Raw genomic sequence first — 16,013 nt, forward strand, 5'->3', positions numbered from 1 at the left:
GACGCCGTTCCTCGCCGACCGCGCCCGGGAACGGGGCCGCGCCGGCCGCGGCCTCCGAGCGGGCGGAGGCGCCGCCGTGGCGCCGGACGCCGGTGCTGCTGGCCGGGCTCGCCACGGTGGCGGTGCTCGCGGTGGGCGGCGCCTGGACCTGGCGGCGGCGCCGCCGACCGGTCGCCGCGGCCCTCTCCGGCGCGGGCCCGGGGACGCTCTACCCGCGCCCGGCCGCGCCGCGCCCGGAACAGCTCCGCCGCAAGCCGTCCGTCTGGTTGATCGTCCCGGTCGCCGCCGCCGTGCTCGCCGGTACGGTGGGGACGGCGGCCTGGACGGCCACCCGGCAGGTCGCCGCCATCGACACCGACAGCCAGCCGACCGGCGGCGCGTGGGTGGGTCAGGGGATCAACGGCGCCGTCGGCGAGCCGCTGCGCGAGTCGGCGTTCGAGTTCACCGTGTACCGCGTCGCGTGCGAGCCGGGCACGGCGGCCCGGCAGTGCGAGGCCACGGTCGGGGTGCGAAACCTCACCCCGGAGCAGCAGAGCTGGCACGGCCGGCTGCAACGGGCCTACCTGCCCGACGGCAACTTCGTCAGCACCGACGAGCAGGCGACCCGGGCGGCCAACCAGGGCCGGGACGTCTTCGCCCAGCCGATGGCGGCCGGCAGCCGGACGGTGCTGCCACTGGTCTTCACGGTCGACGGGCAGGCACCGCCGCAGCAGTTGGAGCTGCGCAGTGGGGTGTTCTCCGCCGGGGTCCGGGTGGACGTGCCCTGACGGGGCGCCGGGCGGCGGTCGTACCCTGGAATCCGTGACCGCTGCCCTCGTCCCGACCACCGCGCTCGACGCGGCGCGCTGGCAGGCCGAGTGCCGGGCGCACGAGGAGCGCGCCGACTCCCTCACCGCGGGCCACCGCGCCCGCAAGGCCACGAGGCAACGCCACGCGATCGACGACTTCCTGTACGACTACTACGGCACCCGCCCCTCGGTGCTTCGACGGTGGCACCCGGGCGTGGGCGTCTCCCTGGCGCCCGGGCCGGACGGCCCCGCACCGCACCGGCAGTGGCGCTGGTACGCCACGGAGGCGGACGGGGTCGTGAGCCTCGACGTCGCGGCGTTCCTCGCCGACCGGGCCGAGTCGGTGCGCTTCATCCGTCGACTGCTGTCGGCGATCGCGTCACGACCGGCCTTCACCGGCTGCTTCGGCCTGCACGAGTGGGCGATGGTGTACCGCCAGCGTGAGCATCGGCATCCACTCCCCTTGCGACTCGGGCAGGAGGGCACCGACGCGGTGGTCGAGTCGCACCAGATCCGCTGCACGCACTTCGACGCGTTCCGGTTCTTCACCCCGGACGCGGTCGGTCTCAACCGGCTCCGACCCACCAGGGAGAGCCAGGTCGAGCTCGACCAGCCGGGCTGCCTGCACGCGTCGATGGACTGCCACAAGTGGGCAACCAAACTGGGCCCTGCGGTTCCCGGGGACCTGGCGCTCGACTGCTTCGAGTTGGCGAGGGACATCCGGCTGCTCGACATGCGGGCGTCCCCGTACGACTTCTCCTCCTACGGAGAGCCGGCCGTGGCCATCGAGACCCCTGAGGGCAAGGCCGAGTACGTCGCGCGGCAGCGCGAGTTCGCGCAGCGGGCCGCACCGCTGCGGGCGCGACTGGTCGCCGAGTGCGACCGGCTGCTGTCGACCACCGTCGGCTGAGCGGTACCGCCCGGCAATCGTCTGCTCCATGAGCGGTGACTGGCGGCGCCGGATCTCGACGACCATACGGTCCGCTCGCGCGATACCGCACAGGTATCTTTATGCCGCACAGGTATCAGCCTTCGTCGGCAGTGGTTCCTCAGTCGCCGTCGACGCGGCGGTCGCGCTTGCGCTGTGACCGGCGCTTCTTGTCGGCCAGCCGGCGCTCCTTCGCCCCACGGGACGGGCGGGTGGGCCGGCGGGGCGGTGGCGGCGGGGCGACGGCCTCGCGCAGCAGCGCGGCCAGCCGTTCCCGGGCGGCCTCCCGGTTGGCCAGCTGCGCTCGGTGCTCGCTGGCGGTGACGGTCAGCACGCCGTCGACCAGCCGGCCGGCGAGCCGCTCCAGCGCCCGCGCCCGCAGCGGCTCGGGCACGCCGGGCGAGGCGGCCAGGTCGAAGCTCAGCTCGACGCGCGAGTCCGTGGTGTTGACGCCCTGGCCACCGGGCCCGGACGACCGGGAGAAGCGTTCCCGCAGCTCGGCAGCGGGAACGGTCCACCGGTCGTTCACCCGCAGTCCGTCGTCCACCCCCCGAGGCTAGCGCCCCTGCCGGACACTCGGGGTGGCGGACGGGCTCGGGGTCTGGCCCGGCGGGCCGGGCTGGTCGCCGGAGCCGGCGGCGGCGTACGCGACCGCGCCCACCAGCAGCAGGGCGATCACCCCGATCTTCGTGGTGGCCACCCTGATCAGCAGCCACGCGGCGCGCCGGGCGCCGGGCACGGTCTTCTTGGCTGTCTGGTAGTCGGCCCACCCGCGCCGTGCCCGGGCGTACGCCGACCCCACACCGGTACCGATCAACAGGCCCACCAGCAGGAGGGCCACGAACTCAGGACGCTCCACCCACGCCAGTATCCATACTCAGCGTGATATTTCCATTGGCCGATCGTTTCGCGCCGGCTATCCGACAGTTTTCACATTCCCGGGCCGCCCCGGGGGCGGGATCGCAGCTCAGCCCCCCTTTCCGATGATCGTGTCGGCGGTCCGCCGCACCTGTTCGATGGGAATGGCGAAGCCGATGCCGATCGACCCGTTGCCGTCGATCGTGGCGATGGCCGTGTTCACCCCGACCACCTCGCCGCGCGCGTTGACCAGCGGGCCACCCGAGTTGCCCGGGTTGATCGAGGCGTCGGTCTGCACGGCGGTGTGCCGGTTGTCGCCGAGGCGTACCTGTCGGTCCAGTGCGCTGACGATGCCGGCGGTGACGGTGCCGGGCAACCCCAGCGGCGAGCCGACCGCCAGCACCGGCTCGCCCACCCGGGTGGAACCCGGTTTGGCCAGCGGCAACGCCGCCAGACCGGCCGACGGCGGCACCCGCAGCACGGCGAGGTCGCTGCGCGGCTCCCGCCCCACCACCTCGGCGGCGAACCGCCGCCCGTCGGGCAGCTCCACCGTCACCGAGCCGCCGCGCCCCTTGGCCAGGATGTGGTCGTTGGTGACGATGTGCTGCTGGTCGTCGACGGCGAAGCCGGAGCCGGTGGCCGAGGCGCCGCCGGCCCCGCCCACGAGCACCGAGACGACCCCCGGCACGGTCTTCCCGGCCGCCGTCACCAGCTCGGCCGGGACGGGGGCTGCCGAGGCCGCCGCCGGACCGGGAGCATCCTCGCGGCCGGCCACGACGCCGCCGGCCACCGCGCCGGAGGCGGTCGACAGGGCCACCACCGCCAGCGCCGCCAGCACCCGCCCGCGCGGTCCCCGTCCGGCCGGGCCGTCGTCCGGTCCGCCCCCGTCCCGGCGGGGCCGCCCGTGGAGATCCAGCTCCGGCGAGATGAACCAGGGGCCGCGCGGTTCGCCCAGCCCGGTCTGCACTGCCATGCGTACGCTCCTCACGTGTCCTTCTCGACGGTGGCCGTACGGGATCAGGGCAGCCGGGCGAACCACCGCATCGAGCCGGCCGCGGCACCCATGGCGAACACGAGCCCGAGCCCGATGAACCGGGCCGAGATGTCCTGCCGCTCGACGCGGTACCCGACCGAGGTGCCGATGTCGTCGTAGACGGCCCGCAGTTCGTCGCTCGTGCTGGCCTCGTGGAACCGGCCCCCGGTCTCCTCGGCGACCGCGCGCAGGGTCTGCCCGTCGACGGGCACCTGGATCGGCCGGCCACCCCGGTCCACGGTGCCGTCCGGGGTGCCGAACGAGATGGTGTGCACCGGCACCTTCATGTCGATCGCCTCGGACGCCGCCTCCATCGGGTCCATCCCGGAGGTGTTCGCCCCGTCGGAGAGCAGGATGATCCGGGCCGGCGGCGGGTCCTTCGCCGCCTGGCTGTCGAAGCCCTTCACCGCCCCGAGCGAGGTGCTGATGGCCTCGCCGATGGCGGTGCCCTGCACGCCGGTGGCCCCCTCGACCAGCCGCTCGATGCCCTCGTGCAGCGCCTCCCGGTCGGTGCTCGGCGGCACCAGCACCGCCGCGCTGCCGGCGAAGGCGACCAGCCCCACGTTGAACTCGTCCGGCAGGCCGTCGACGAATTGCCGGGCGGACTCCTTGGCGGCGCTGAGCCGGTCCGGTTCCACGTCGCCGGCGAGCATCGAGGTGGAGACGTCGACGGCGACCATCACCGTGGCCCGCTCGCGGGGCACCCGCACCTCCGCCGTGGGTCGGGCGAAGCCGACCACCAGCAGCGCCAGCATGGCCAGGAAGAGCCCGGCCGGCACGTGCCGCCGCCAGGCGGGGCGGTGCGGCGCGACCCGGTCGAGCAGCCGCAGGTTGGTGAAGCGGACGGCGTAGCGGCTGCGTCGGCGCTGCATCAGCAGGTAGCCCACGGTCAGGGCGAGCACCCCGAGCAGGAGCCAGAGCCGCACCGGTGACTGCCAGATCACGCCGCACCTCCCCGGGGCGCCCGGGCCGGCGCGGCCACGAGCCGCCGTTGGGCCCGCACGTGCCGCACGATGTCGGCGCCCCAGTCCCGGTCGGTGCGCAGCGGCAGGTGCGTGGCCGCGCAGCGGCGCAACGCCTGGCGTACCTGGTCGCGCTGGGCGCTCGCGGCGGCGGCGTAGCGCTCGCGCAGCGCCCGGTCGCCGGTCCAGAGCTCGCGCCGACGCCCGGTCTCCGGGTCGACCAGGGTGACCAGGCCGACGTCGGGCAACTCCAGCTCCCGGGGATCGGTGACCTCCACGGCGAGCACCTGGTGGCGTACGGCGAGGCGGCGCAGGGGGGCCTCCCAGGACGGCGCCTGCCGAGGGTCGTCGGGCAGCCCGTCGAGGAAGTCCGAGACCACCACGACGAGGCCGCGGCGCAGCGCCACCCGCTGCACGGCGGCCAGCCCGTCGGCCAGGTCGGGGCCCGCCGGCACCGGCCCGTCCCCGTCGTGACCGCCGACGCGGGGAGCGGTCAGCAGGGCCCGGAGCAGGCCGAGCAGGTGGGTCCGCCCGCTGCGGGGCGGGAACCGGCGCAGCCCGTCCGGGCCGAGCACCTGTGCGCCGAGGCGGTTGCCCACGCCCGCGGTCAGGAAGCCGACCGCCGCGACGGCCGCCACGGCCAGCTCACGCTTGTCCAGCTCGGCGGTGCCGTACTCCATGCTGGGGCTCGCGTCGACCAGCAGCCAGGTGGTCAGCTCCCGGTCGGCGTCGACCTGGCGCACGTGCGGGACCGTGGTGCGGGCCGTCACCGCCCAGTCCATCCGGCGTACCTCGTCCTCACCGGGCCGGTACTCGCGGCTGCCGGCGGTCTCGCTGCCCGGACCGGGCAGCAGGCCGCGGTACCGGCCGTGCAGCAGCCCGTCGAGCCGGCGCGTGACGGTCAGCTCCAGCCGGCGCAGGCGCCGGTCTCCGGTGAGGTCGGCCAGTCCCGGACCGGTCGGCGCGGGGGCCGGCGCGGTGGTGGCGCGCCACCTCATGCCGCCGCCAGGTCGGAGGCGTGTTCCGGGTGGCCGGTGGCGACGCGGGGTGGCGGTACGGCCTCCACCAGCCGCCGGACCACCGCCTCGGCGGCCACCCCGTCGGCGACGGCGTCGAAGGAGAGCACCAGCCGGTGGGCGAGCACGTCGACGGCCAGTTCGCGGACGTCCTCGGGCAGCACGTACTCGCGACCGCGCAGCAGCGCCTGGGCCCGCGCGGCGCGGACCAGGCCGAGGGTGGCCCGGGGGCTGGCCCCGTACGCGAGCAGCGGGGCGATCTCGGGCAGGCCGAACCGCCCGGGGTCGCGGGTGGCGAGGATCAGCCGGACCACGTACTCGGCGATCGCGTGGTGCACGAAGACGTGGGCGGCACGGGCCTGCAGGTTCCGCAGCCGCTGCGGATCGAGCACCCGGCGGGCGGTGGGCCGGTCGGCGCTCATCCGGTAGAGGATGGCGAGTTCGTCGGCGTCGCTCGGGTAGTCGACGACGACCTTCATCATGAACCGGTCGCGCTGCGCCTCCGGCAGCTGGTAGACCCCCTCCGACTCGATCGGGTTCTGGGTGGCCAGCACGAGGAACGGCTCCGGCACGGGATAGCTACGCCCGCCGATGGAGACCTGCCGTTCGGCCATCGCCTCCAGCAGCGCGGACTGCACCTTGGCGGGGGCCCGGTTGATCTCGTCGGCGAGCACCAGGTTGGCCATGATCGGGCCCAGTTCGGTGTCGAAGTCCTCGCGGGAGGCCCGGTAGATCCGGGTGCCGACGATGTCGGAGGGGACCAGGTCCGGGGTGAACTGGATCCGGGAGAAGGTGCCGCCCACCACGGTGGCCAGGGTCTGCGCGGCGAGCGTCTTGGCCACGCCGGGCACGCCCTCCAGGAGGCAGTGCCCGTCGGCGACGAGAGCGGTGAGCAGGCGCTCGACGAGCCGATCCTGCCCGACGATCACGCGTTTGACCTCGAAGAGCGTCTGTTCCAGGTCGGCCGGGGTCGCATCGGGATCGGCCGGGCTGCGCACGCTGGCCAGGGTGTCCGAGATGTCCGTCACGGTGCTTGCTTCCCGTGCCGACGGGCGGACAAACGTCGGATTATCAGCGCCGGGGCGGCCCTTAGCCACCCGAACCGGGACGCCCCTCCCGACCGTACGCGGACGCGCCGACCACGGCCCGCCACGGCCCGCTGCGGGCGTCGATCATGCAGTTGGGGTGCCCCGCACAAGGCGCGATCCAGGGCACATCTCCCACCACAACTGCATGATCGACCTGAAGGGGCGGGCGGGGTGGGTGGGCGGGGTGGGTGATACGGCGGTGCAGGCCCCCTCACGTGGGGGGGCGGCGCCGTCAGCGGGGGCTCAGTTGGCGATGACCAGGTGGAACGGTCGGTCGGCGTAGCTTCCCGACGAGTTGCGGGTCTGGACGAAGACCGCGTTCGGCGTCTGGAGCCGGGGCGCGACGGAGATCTCGCCGCCCGGAGGCACGTTGTACGGGTCGGTGGTGCCGATGGTGGCGTGGAACGCCTTCAGCGAGACGTTGTAGTTGAACAGCACCTGGTACTGGCCGGGGCCGTAACGGGTGGCGGAGACCGCCTCGGGCGAGCCACGGAGCAGGGTGCCGCCGCTGGTGACGACGGCGGAGGCGACGGTGCCCGGCGCGGTCGCCTGCGCGGACGGCCCCTGCGCCAGGGCGGCCTTGGCCGCGCGGGCCTCGGCGGGGGTGACGGCCGGCTGGCTGCCGGAGCCGGGCTGGCGGACGGCCGGCTGGGCGACCTCGACGGGCGCCTGGGCCGCCGGCTGGGCGACGGCGATCCCGCCCCCGGCCAGGGTGAGCGCCAGCGCGGTGAACGCCACCGCCACCGCCTTGCGTCGGAAGAGTGTGGTCATGACAGGGTCTCCCTTTTGTTGACCGTGCGGATTCGGCCTGTCCCACCGATCGAGGGACGGCTGATTTCCATTTCGTGGGCCGGGCGAAAATGAGCGACAAGTGCCTGGAGCTCGCACCTCAGGCCGCACCTTAAATGTTGTCGCTTCAACAATCTCACCCGCTCTGAGCTGGGATTACTACTCAGAGTTTCGACGTCTCAACCCACTGGAAGGTAGCACCACAAAAAGCCGGGCGTCAATAGTTGATCACGCCCTGTTAATGCTTCGTCCGCGCTCGGGATAATTGTGAGAAGCGAGCGCTCGACCATTCACGAATTGGCTGGCGGGCGCGCCCGGCCGCACCGGGTGCTCACCACCTCGGGCCGCCACGAGCGAGGTCCGGGCCACCGCGAGGGCAGGTTCGGCGCCGCCACGAGCGAGGTCCGGCCGCGAGGGCAGGTTCGGGCCGCCGCGAGGGCAGGGGACCCGCTACCCTCCAGCCGTGGTCATCGAGGTGCCTCGGCAGGCGACGAGCCGCCGGGCGACGCGGCTGCGCGCCGCGCTCTGCTGGGCCGCCGTCGCACCCGGCGTCGCCTGGGCGGCGGTACGACTGGGCGGGCTCGACCGGGGGCCGCTGGTACAGCTGCTCGCCTTCACCCCGTACGCCGCCGCCGGCAGCCTGCTGCCGCTGCTGCTCGCGCTCGCCCTGCGGCGCCGCTGGCCCGCGGTGGTCGCGGCGCTGGCCACGGTGACCCTGGTGGCCGTGGTGGCACCCCGGGCCCTGCCCTCCGGCCAGCCCCCGGCCACCGGTCCGGAGGTGCGGCTGCTGACCGCCAACCTGCTCGCCGGGGCCGCCGACGCGCGGACGCTGGTCGAGCTGGTCCGGGGTCACCGCGTCGACGTGCTCGCCGTGCAGGAGTTCACCCCGGACGCCGAAGCGGAGCTGGACCGGCTCGGCCTGGGCCGGCTGCTGCCCCACCGGCGGCTCGACCCGCGGGTGGGCACCGTCGGCTCCGGGCTCTACGCGCGGTTCCCGATCGGCGAGGGCGGCGTCCGGCACAACCGCGGCGGCTGGGGCTTCGACCAGTCCCACGGCACGGTGGCGGTGCCCGGGGCGCCGGCGGTGCGGGTCGAGTCGGTGCACCCGTCGGCCCCGTACGCGCTGGACCAGGTCGGCCACTGGCGCGCCGACCTGGCCGCACAGCCGCCCGCCACCCCCGAGGGGCCGCTGCGGATCCTCGCCGGCGACTTCAACGCCACCCTCGACCACGCCCCGCTGCGCGCCCTGCTGGACACCGGCTACGTCGACGCCGCCGACCAGGCCGGCGCGGGCCTGGTCGGCACGTGGGGCCCGTACGACGGGGACCCGATCCCCCCGGTGACCATCGACCACGTGCTCGTCGACCGGCGGATCGCCGTGCGGGCGGTCACCGTGCACCGGGTCCCGGGCAGCGACCACCGCGCCGTCCTGGCCGAGCTGCGCCTCCCCGCGCGGTGACGCCCGGGCCGGCCCGCGGCTTCCCGCGGCGCGGGTGGCCGGGGCGGCTCAGACCCGGGCCCGGTCGAGGCCGTAGGTGAGCGCGTCGACGAGGGCGTGCCAGGACGCCTCGACGACGTTGGGGTGCACGCCGACGGTGGTCCAGTCGCGTCCGCCGCCGTCGGCCGTCTCCAGCAGCACCCGGGTCACCGCGCCGGTGCCGTGCGTGCCCTCCAGGATCCGCACCTTGTAGTCGGCCAGCTCGAAGTCGCGCAGCTCCGGGTAGTGCCGGGCCAGCCCCGTCCGCAGCGCCTCGTCCAGGGCGTTGACCGGACCGTTGCCCTCGGCGGTGGCGATCACCCGCTCCCCGCGTACGCGGATCTTGACGGTCGCCTCGGAGACCACCGCGCCGTCCTCCCGGTGCTCGACCAGCACCCGGTACGACTCCAGCGCGAACGGCCTGGCCGGGGCGGTGTCCAGCTCGGAGCGGACCAGCAGCTCGAACGAGGCGTCGGCGGCCTCGAACGACCAGCCGCCGGCCTCCAGCTCCTTGACCCGCCGGGTGACCCGCGACAGCGCCTCCGGATGGCCGGCCAGGTCCAGGCCGAGCTCGCGGCTCTTGAGCTCGACGCTGGCCCGGCCGGCCATCTCGGTGACGAGGATCCGCATGTCGTTGCCCACCACCTGTGGGTCCACGTGGTTGTAGAGCAGCGGATCCACCTTGATCGCGCTCGCGTGCAGGCCCGCCTTGTGGGCGAAGGCCGCGGCCCCGACGTACGCCTGGTGGGTGTCGGGGGCGATGTTGGCGATCTCGGCGATGGCGTGGGAGACCCGCACCATCTGCCCCAGGCAGCCGTCCGGTAGGACGGGCAGCCCGAGCTTGAGCTGGAGGTTGGCGACCACGGCGAAGATGTCCGCGTTGCCGGGGCGTTCGCCGTAGCCGTTGGCGGTGCCCTGGAAGTGGCGTACCCCCGCCTCCACGGCGGCGACGGTGTTGGCCACCGCGCAGGCGGTGTCGTTCTGGCAGTGGATGCCGAGCAGCTCCGGGCCGACGCCCAGCCGGGCGGTCAGGTCGACGATGGCGGCGGTCACCTGGGAGGGCAGCATGCCGCCGTTGGTGTCGCAGAGCACCACCCGCTCGGCGCCGGCGGCCAGGGCGGTCTCCACCACGGCGGCCGTGTACGCCGGGTCGGAGCGGTAGCCGTCGAAGAAGTGCTCCCCGTCCACGAAGACCCGCCGGCCCTCGGCCACCAGGTGCGCCACCGTGTCCCTGATCATCGCCAGGTTCTCGGCCGCGGTGGTGCGCAGCGCCCGCTCGACGTGTCGCAGGTCCGCCTTGGCGACCAGGGCGACCGCCGGCGTCTGCGCGTCGAGCAGGCCGCGCACCTGCGGGTCGTCGGCGACGGGCACCCCGGCGCGTCGGGTGGCCCCGAACGCGACCAGCAGCGCGTGCCGCAGGTCGAGTTCGGTGCGTGCCCGACGGAAGAACTCGGTGTCCTTCGGCACCGCGCCCGGCCAGCCTCCCTCGATGAAGCCGACCCCGAACTCGTCGAGCAGCCGGGCCACCGCGAGCTTGTCGACCACCGAGTAGCTGAGCCCCTCACGCTGGGCGCCGTCGCGCAGCGTGGTGTCGTACACCTGGAACGTCATCAGGGAGTCCTTTCGGAGAGCAACAAAAAGACCCCCCGCGGAAGCGGGAGGTCTGCGCGCTCGGCGGAGGGGGCCGGCGCGCTAGGTGCGAATAAACAGGTGGGTGTTCGTCACGAACGCCACTCTGCCACCCGGGTGCCGTTTTTGGGAGGCACAATCCACATCGCGGGATGGTGACGCAGGGTTCCGTTACCGCAGCGACGGCGGGCCTGCCGGCACGACCCGTGACCGGTGATCGACTTCACAAGTCGCCTGGCCGCCCCCCGGCGGAAACGGGGCTAGGGCAGTATCTGGAATTGATCCAGTTACCGGCCTTCGTGCCGCTGTCAAGGAGGACCTGTGCTCACTGTCGGTGACCGCTTTCCCGAGTACGAACTCACCGCCTGCGTGTCGCTGGACGCCGACAAGGCGTTCGAGTCGATCAACCACAAGTCCCACCAGGGCAAGTGGCGCGTCGTCTTCTTCTGGCCGAAGGACTTCACCTTCGTCTGCCCGACCGAGATCGCGGAGTTCGGCCGGCTGAACGAGGAGTTCGCCGACCGGGACGCCCAGGTCCTCGGCGTGTCGGTGGACAACGAGTTCGTCCACTACGCGTGGCGCAAGGACCACCCGGACCTGCGCGAGCTGCCGTTCCCGATGCTCAGCGACGTCAAGCGCGAGCTGACCGCCGCCTGCGGCGTGCTCGGCGAGGACGGCGTGGCCCAGCGGGCGACCTTCATCGTCGACCCGGACAACGAGATCCAGTTCGTCATGGTGACCGCCGGCTCGGTCGGCCGCAACGTCTCCGAGGTGCTGCGGGTGCTCGACGCCCTGCAGACCGACGAGCTCTGCCCGTGCAACTGGAACAAGGGCGGCGAGACCCTGGACGCCACCAAGCTCCTCGCCGGCGCCGGGGCCTGACCATGGGTCTGGACGCGATCAAGGCGGCTCTGCCGGAGTACGCGAAGGACATCAAGCTCAACCTCGGCTCGACCATCGCCAACAGCACGCTGACCCCGGCCCAGGCCTGGGGCACCGCCCTGGCCTGCGCCGTCGCGGCGCGCAACCCGCAGGTGCTGCGGGAGATCGCGGCCGAGGCGGGCGGCCAGCTCAAGCCGGAGGCGATCGAGGCGGCGAAGGGCGCCGCCACGATCATGGCGATGAACAACGTCTACTACCGGGCCAAGCACCTGATCGGCGACGAGCAGTACCAGTCGATCCCGGCGCGGCTGCGGATGCAGATCATCGCCAAGCCGGGCGTGGACAAGGCCGACTTCGAGCTCTGGTGCCTGGCGGTCTCGGCGATCACCGGCTGCGGGGTGTGCCTGGAGTCGCACGAGAAGACCCTGCGCAACGCGGGCTTCAGCCGCGAGCAGGTGCACGAGGGGCTGCGCATCGCCGCCGTCGTGCACGCCGCCGCGGTCACCCTGGACGCCCAGGCCGCGCTCGCCTGACGCGTACGCCCGGTGGGCCGGCGCCGCGCTCGCGGCGCCGGCCCACCGTCGTCTCCGGCGTCCGCCCCGCCCGGTCCCGTTTCCGGTGCCGACCGCCCGGGTAGCTCCCCGCAGGAGGCAGAGGACACCGACCGGCGAGACGACTGGCGACAGTCGGGGCAGGAGTTGTCAGATGGACACGCTCGACCCGCACAGCACCCACGGCAGCCCGGACCCGCTGCGCGGCGGCGGCCAGGGCGAGTTCGCCGGCGGCGCCCCGGCCGGCACGTTCGACCCGTGGCGTTACCGGGACACCGCGAGGGTCGCCGACGCCGACCTCGTCGGCTACAAGGTCGAGGCCACCGACGGCGGCATCGGCAAGATCGACAGCGCCAGCCACGAGGTCAACGACAGCTACCTCGTGGTCGACACCGGACCGTGGATCTTCGGCCGGAAGGTGATGATCCCGGCCGGCACCGTCAACCACGTCGACCACGACGAGCGCAAGGTGCACGTCGACCGGAGCAAGGACCAGATCAAGGCCGCCCCGGAGTACGACGAGAGCGCCGACACCGACCCGACCTACCGGGACCGGCTCGGCGGCTACTACGGCGAGACGTACTCGGCCATCCCGCCCGGCACCGCCCGCTGACCGGCAGCACCGGCGCGACGGCCTCCCGTGGAGCACGGGAGGCCGTTACCGTGTCAGCGTGGACTCCACCGAGGACGGTCGCAGGATTCCCTTCGCCACCATGTTCAACTTCCGCGACGTCGGCGGCCATCGCGGCCACGACGGTCGCCCGGTGCGCCTCGGGCGGCTCTACCGCTCCGACTCGCTGCACCGCATCGACGACACCGACCGGGAGGCGTTCGCCGCCCTCGGCGTGCGCACGGTCATCGACCTGCGCCGTCCGTACGAGGTGGAGCGCGACGGCCGTGTCCCCCACTTCGACGGCCTGACCTGGCGCAACATCCACCCCGAACACACCGAGTGGGGCGAGCGGCTCTACCGGCCCGGCACCGACCTGGCCCGCTACCTGGCCGACCGCTACGCCGACCTGGCCGGCACCGGCACCGCCGGGCTCGCCGAGGCGATCGGGCTGATCGCCGACTGCGCCAACGCCCCCGTGGTCGTGCACTGCGTCGCCGGCAAGGACCGCACCGGCATCGTCTGCGGCCTCACCCTCGCGGTGCTCGGCGTCGGTGACGACGACATCGCCGCCGACTACGCCCTGAGTACCGAGGCCGGCGAGCGCTACCGCGCCTGGTTCGAGTCCACCGGCCGGCGGACCGGTCAGACCCTGCCGGTGCTGACGTGCCCCGCCGAGGCCATGACGCTCTTCCTCGCCGAACTGCGGGCGGCCCACGGCTCGGTCGAGGGCTACCTGCGCCACGCCGGCGTCACCGACGCCCAGCTCGCCGCCCTGCGCGACCACCTGCTCGACTGAGCCCACGCCGACGCCGTCCCGCGCAGGGCTGCGCGGGACGGCGGGTGTGACGTGGACGGACGGGTGGAGCCGACCGCGCCGTCAGAGGATGCGGCGGACCCAGCCGTGCGGGTCGTCGGCCCTGCCCCGCTGGAGATCGACGAGCTGCTGGCGCAGGGCCGTCGTGACCGGGCCGGGCTCGCCGCCGCCGATCAGGAACTCGCCGTCGGGAAAACGCACCTGCCCGATCGGGGTCACGACCGCGGCGGTGCCGCAGGCGAAGACCTCGCGCAGCCGGCCGCTCGCGGCGTCCGCCTGCCAGTCGGCGAAGCTCACGGGCCGTTCCTCGACGCGGTGTCCGGCGTCGGCCGCCAGGGTGAGCACCGACTCCCGGGTGATGCCGGCCAGGATCGCGCCGGTCAGCGGCGGCGTGACCACGCTGCCGTCGTCGTAGACGAAGAACACGTTCATGCCGCCCAGCTCGTCGACGTAGCGGCGCTCCACCGCGTCCAGGAAGACCACCTGGTCGCAGCCGTGCTCGATCGCCTCGGCCTGCGCCACCAGGGAGGCGGCGTAGTTGCCGCCGCACTTCGCCGCGCCGGTGCCTCCCGGGGCCGCCCGGATGTAGTCCGGGGAGACCCAGACCGTCACCGGCTTCACCCCGCCGGAGAAGTACGCGCCGACCGGCGAGGCGATCACCACGTAGAGGTACTCGTTGGCCGGCCGGACGCCGAGGAACACCTCGCTGGCGAACATGAACGGCCGCAGGTAGAGGCTGCCGTCCTCACCCTCGGGGATCCAGTCCCGGTCGATCTCGACGAGGAGGCGCAGTGAGTCGACGAAGGCGTCCTCGGGCAGCACCGGCATCGCCATGCGCCGCGCGGAGATGCCGAACCGGGCGGCGTTGGCCTCGGGACGGAACATGGTGACCCCGCCGTCGGCCGTCCGGTAGGCCTTCAGCCCTTCGAAGATCTCCTGCGCGTAGTGCAGCACCGCGGCGGCCGGGTCCATCGGGATCGGCGCACGCGCCTCGACCCGGGCGTCGTACCAGCCCTTGCCCTCGGCGTGACGGATCGTGACCATGTGGTCGGTGAAGACCCGACCGAAGCCCGGGTTGGCCAGCAGGGCGGCCCGGTCGGTGACGGATACCGGCGCGGGATTCGGACGGATCTCGAAGTCGAGCTTGTCACCACCGCTCATCGCGCTGACCTCCCTGCGGGGCTACGGCACACGGGTCCGCATGCCGAGAAACTGGTGCGAGAAACTTACCCCGAACGGTAGTGGAGCGGGTAGCGCCGCCTGCCGGTCGTACCGACGCGCGGCTGTCACCGCCGGGCCGGATGCGGCCGGGCGGCGTGATGGTCACTCTGGGTGGGACGGTCGGTCACCTCACGAGGTGGCGTACGCGGCCAGCCGGTCGCCGACCTCCTCGGTGCGCAGTGCCGCCCCCGGGGCCCGGCCGGCCAGCTCCACGCCCACCGCCGCGGTGACCCGGGCGGCGGCGTCGGCGTGCCCGAGCTGGTCGAGCAGCAGGGCCGCCGAGAGTACGGCCGCCACCGGGTCGGCCACGCCGCGCCCGGCGATGTCCGGCGCCGAGCCGTGCACCGGCTCGAACATCGAGGGGTGCGCGCCCTCGGGGTTGATGCTGCCGCTGGCGGCCAACCCGATGCCGCCGGTGACGGCGGCGGCGATGTCGGTGAGGATGTCGCCGAACAGGTTGTCGGTGACCACCACGTCGTAGCGCTGCGGCTGGGTGACCAGGAACATCGCGGCGGCGTCGACGTGCTGGTACTCCGTGGCCACGTCGGGGTGCTCGGCGGCCACGGCGTCGAACGCGCGCGCCCACAACGAGCCGGCGTGGGTGAGCACGTTGGTCTTGTGCACGAGGGTGACCTTGCGCCGTTCCCGGCGCGAGGCGCGGGCGAAGGCGTCGCGGATCACCCGTTCCACGCCGTGGCGGGTGTTCAGGCTCTCCTCGGTGGCCACCTCCGCCGGGGTGCCCCGGTGCAGCGCGCCACCGGCGCCGGCGTAGAGGCCCTCGGTGCCCTCGCGGACCACCACCAGGTCGACCTCGCCGGGCTTGACGCTCGCCAGCGGCCCCGCCACGCCGGGCCAGAGCCGCGACGGGCGCAGGTTGACGTACTGGTCGAAGGCGAAACGCAGCTTGAGCAGCAGCCCCCGCTCCAGCACGCCGGGCGGGACGGTCGGGTCGCCCACGGCGCCGAGCAGGATCGCGTCGTGCCCGGCCAGCTCGGTGAGCACCGAGTCGGGCAGCACCTCGCCGGTGCGGTGCCAGCGGGCGGCGCCGAGGTCGTACTCGGTGGCGTCCACCCCCGGCAGCACCGCGTCGATGACCTTGCGGGCCTGCGCGACCACCTCGGGTCCGATCCCGTCCCCGGCCACCACCGCGATCCGTGCCACGTCCCTGTGCCCCCTCGCCTCGCCGTTTCGTCCGACCGTACGCCGACGTCCCGACTCCCGGTACGAACCTTCCATCATGCGGGAAATGAAGATGCACAGCATCCTCCCAGCTGGCATTCATGACGAGGTCATCTCCGCTGCCTAGCGTGGGGACGAGCGGGTCTACGGGGGCCCGTGACGGAGGCCACGACGACGCGGCCGGC

Annotated in this window: 17 protein-coding genes; 7 read left to right on the top strand and 10 right to left on the bottom strand. The window is 73.7% G+C overall.

Features of this window, described 5'->3' with window-relative positions:
• Together V6U77_RS19670 and V6U77_RS19675 are read left to right on the top strand one after the other, a co-directional pair.
• Positions 1 to 767: hypothetical protein (locus V6U77_RS19670; RefSeq protein ID WP_334607807.1), on the top strand; the 767-nt coding region annotated here is incomplete at its 5' end.
• 34 nt (positions 768 to 801) lie between these two features.
• Complete coding sequence (locus tag V6U77_RS19675; protein ID WP_334607808.1) at positions 802 to 1,698, top strand: 3-methyladenine DNA glycosylase; 897 nt, start codon at positions 802 to 804, stop codon at positions 1,696 to 1,698.
• A 139-nt stretch (positions 1,699 to 1,837) separates the two neighbouring features.
• Here the strand turns inward: V6U77_RS19675 and arfB are convergent, their stop codons facing one another.
• The 7 genes from arfB to V6U77_RS19710 all read right to left on the bottom strand — a co-directional run bounded on the left by arfB (position 1,838) and on the right by V6U77_RS19710 (position 7,444).
• Positions 1,838 to 2,263 (bottom strand): alternative ribosome rescue aminoacyl-tRNA hydrolase ArfB, encoded by a 426-nt coding sequence (gene arfB / locus V6U77_RS19680; RefSeq protein ID WP_334607809.1) that lies wholly within the window; start codon positions 2,261 to 2,263, stop codon positions 1,838 to 1,840.
• 9 nt (positions 2,264 to 2,272) lie between these two features.
• Positions 2,273 to 2,575: a hypothetical protein gene (locus V6U77_RS19685; RefSeq protein ID WP_334607810.1), complete on the bottom strand. Its 303-nt coding sequence runs from the start codon at positions 2,573 to 2,575 to the stop codon at positions 2,273 to 2,275.
• A 108-nt stretch (positions 2,576 to 2,683) separates the two neighbouring features.
• Positions 2,684 to 3,547 (bottom strand): S1C family serine protease, encoded by an 864-nt coding sequence (locus V6U77_RS19690; RefSeq protein WP_334607811.1) that lies wholly within the window; start codon positions 3,545 to 3,547, stop codon positions 2,684 to 2,686.
• A gap of 44 nt (positions 3,548 to 3,591) precedes the next feature.
• Positions 3,592 to 4,551 carry a VWA domain-containing protein gene (locus V6U77_RS19695; protein ID WP_334607812.1) on the bottom strand — a complete coding sequence of 320 codons (960 nt, stop codon included), beginning with the start codon at positions 4,549 to 4,551 and terminating at the stop codon, positions 3,592 to 3,594.
• Positions 4,548 to 5,567 carry a DUF58 domain-containing protein gene (locus tag V6U77_RS19700; protein WP_334607813.1) on the bottom strand — a complete coding sequence of 340 codons (1,020 nt, stop codon included), beginning with the start codon at positions 5,565 to 5,567 and terminating at the stop codon, positions 4,548 to 4,550. Before V6U77_RS19700 ends, V6U77_RS19695 begins: the two co-directional genes overlap by 4 nt.
• Complete coding sequence (locus V6U77_RS19705; protein ID WP_334607814.1) at positions 5,564 to 6,613, bottom strand: AAA family ATPase; 1,050 nt, start codon at positions 6,611 to 6,613, stop codon at positions 5,564 to 5,566. Before V6U77_RS19705 ends, V6U77_RS19700 begins: the two co-directional genes overlap by 4 nt.
• A 303-nt stretch (positions 6,614 to 6,916) precedes the next feature.
• The gene (locus V6U77_RS19710; RefSeq protein ID WP_334607815.1) at positions 6,917 to 7,444 is read right to left on the bottom strand and encodes a hypothetical protein; all 528 of its coding nucleotides are present in this window, start codon (positions 7,442 to 7,444) and stop codon (positions 6,917 to 6,919) included.
• A gap of 493 nt (positions 7,445 to 7,937) precedes the next feature.
• On the opposite strand from V6U77_RS19710, the gene V6U77_RS19715 reads away from it, so the two are divergent.
• On the top strand, positions 7,938 to 8,921 hold the full coding sequence (locus tag V6U77_RS19715; RefSeq protein WP_334607854.1) for an endonuclease/exonuclease/phosphatase family protein: 984 nt from the start codon (positions 7,938 to 7,940) through the stop codon (positions 8,919 to 8,921).
• Between the two features lie 48 nt (positions 8,922 to 8,969).
• Here the strand turns inward: V6U77_RS19715 and cimA are convergent, their stop codons facing one another.
• Positions 8,970 to 10,550 carry a citramalate synthase gene (gene cimA, locus V6U77_RS19720; protein ID WP_334607816.1) on the bottom strand — a complete coding sequence of 527 codons (1,581 nt, stop codon included), beginning with the start codon at positions 10,548 to 10,550 and terminating at the stop codon, positions 8,970 to 8,972.
• Positions 10,551 to 10,889: 339 nt separating this feature from the next.
• Here cimA and V6U77_RS19725 point away from each other — a divergent pair, with 339 nt between their 5' ends.
• The 4 genes from V6U77_RS19725 to V6U77_RS19740 all read left to right on the top strand — a co-directional run bounded on the left by V6U77_RS19725 (position 10,890) and on the right by V6U77_RS19740 (position 13,410).
• The gene (locus tag V6U77_RS19725; RefSeq protein WP_121396157.1) at positions 10,890 to 11,450 is read left to right on the top strand and encodes a peroxiredoxin; all 561 of its coding nucleotides are present in this window, start codon (positions 10,890 to 10,892) and stop codon (positions 11,448 to 11,450) included.
• A 2-nt stretch (positions 11,451 to 11,452) separates the two neighbouring features.
• Positions 11,453 to 11,983: a carboxymuconolactone decarboxylase family protein gene (locus tag V6U77_RS19730; protein WP_334607817.1), complete on the top strand. Its 531-nt coding sequence runs from the start codon at positions 11,453 to 11,455 to the stop codon at positions 11,981 to 11,983.
• Between the two features lie 172 nt (positions 11,984 to 12,155).
• Positions 12,156 to 12,614 (top strand): PRC-barrel domain-containing protein, encoded by a 459-nt coding sequence (locus tag V6U77_RS19735; protein WP_334607819.1) that lies wholly within the window; start codon positions 12,156 to 12,158, stop codon positions 12,612 to 12,614.
• A 58-nt stretch (positions 12,615 to 12,672) separates the two neighbouring features.
• Positions 12,673 to 13,410 (top strand): tyrosine-protein phosphatase, encoded by a 738-nt coding sequence (locus tag V6U77_RS19740; RefSeq protein ID WP_334607820.1) that lies wholly within the window; start codon positions 12,673 to 12,675, stop codon positions 13,408 to 13,410.
• An 81-nt stretch (positions 13,411 to 13,491) separates the two neighbouring features.
• Here the strand turns inward: V6U77_RS19740 and V6U77_RS19745 are convergent, their stop codons facing one another.
• Both V6U77_RS19745 and V6U77_RS19750 read right to left on the bottom strand, forming a co-directional pair.
• Positions 13,492 to 14,589 (bottom strand): branched-chain amino acid aminotransferase, encoded by a 1,098-nt coding sequence (locus V6U77_RS19745; RefSeq protein ID WP_334607821.1) that lies wholly within the window; start codon positions 14,587 to 14,589, stop codon positions 13,492 to 13,494.
• 189 nt (positions 14,590 to 14,778) lie between these two features.
• The gene (locus tag V6U77_RS19750; RefSeq protein WP_334607822.1) at positions 14,779 to 15,810 is read right to left on the bottom strand and encodes a 3-isopropylmalate dehydrogenase; all 1,032 of its coding nucleotides are present in this window, start codon (positions 15,808 to 15,810) and stop codon (positions 14,779 to 14,781) included.
• Positions 15,811 to 16,013: the final 203 nt, after the last annotated feature.

The organism is Micromonospora sp. CPCC 205546 (assembly GCF_036902715.1).
Lineage (GTDB): Bacteria > Actinomycetota > Actinomycetes > Mycobacteriales > Micromonosporaceae > Micromonospora.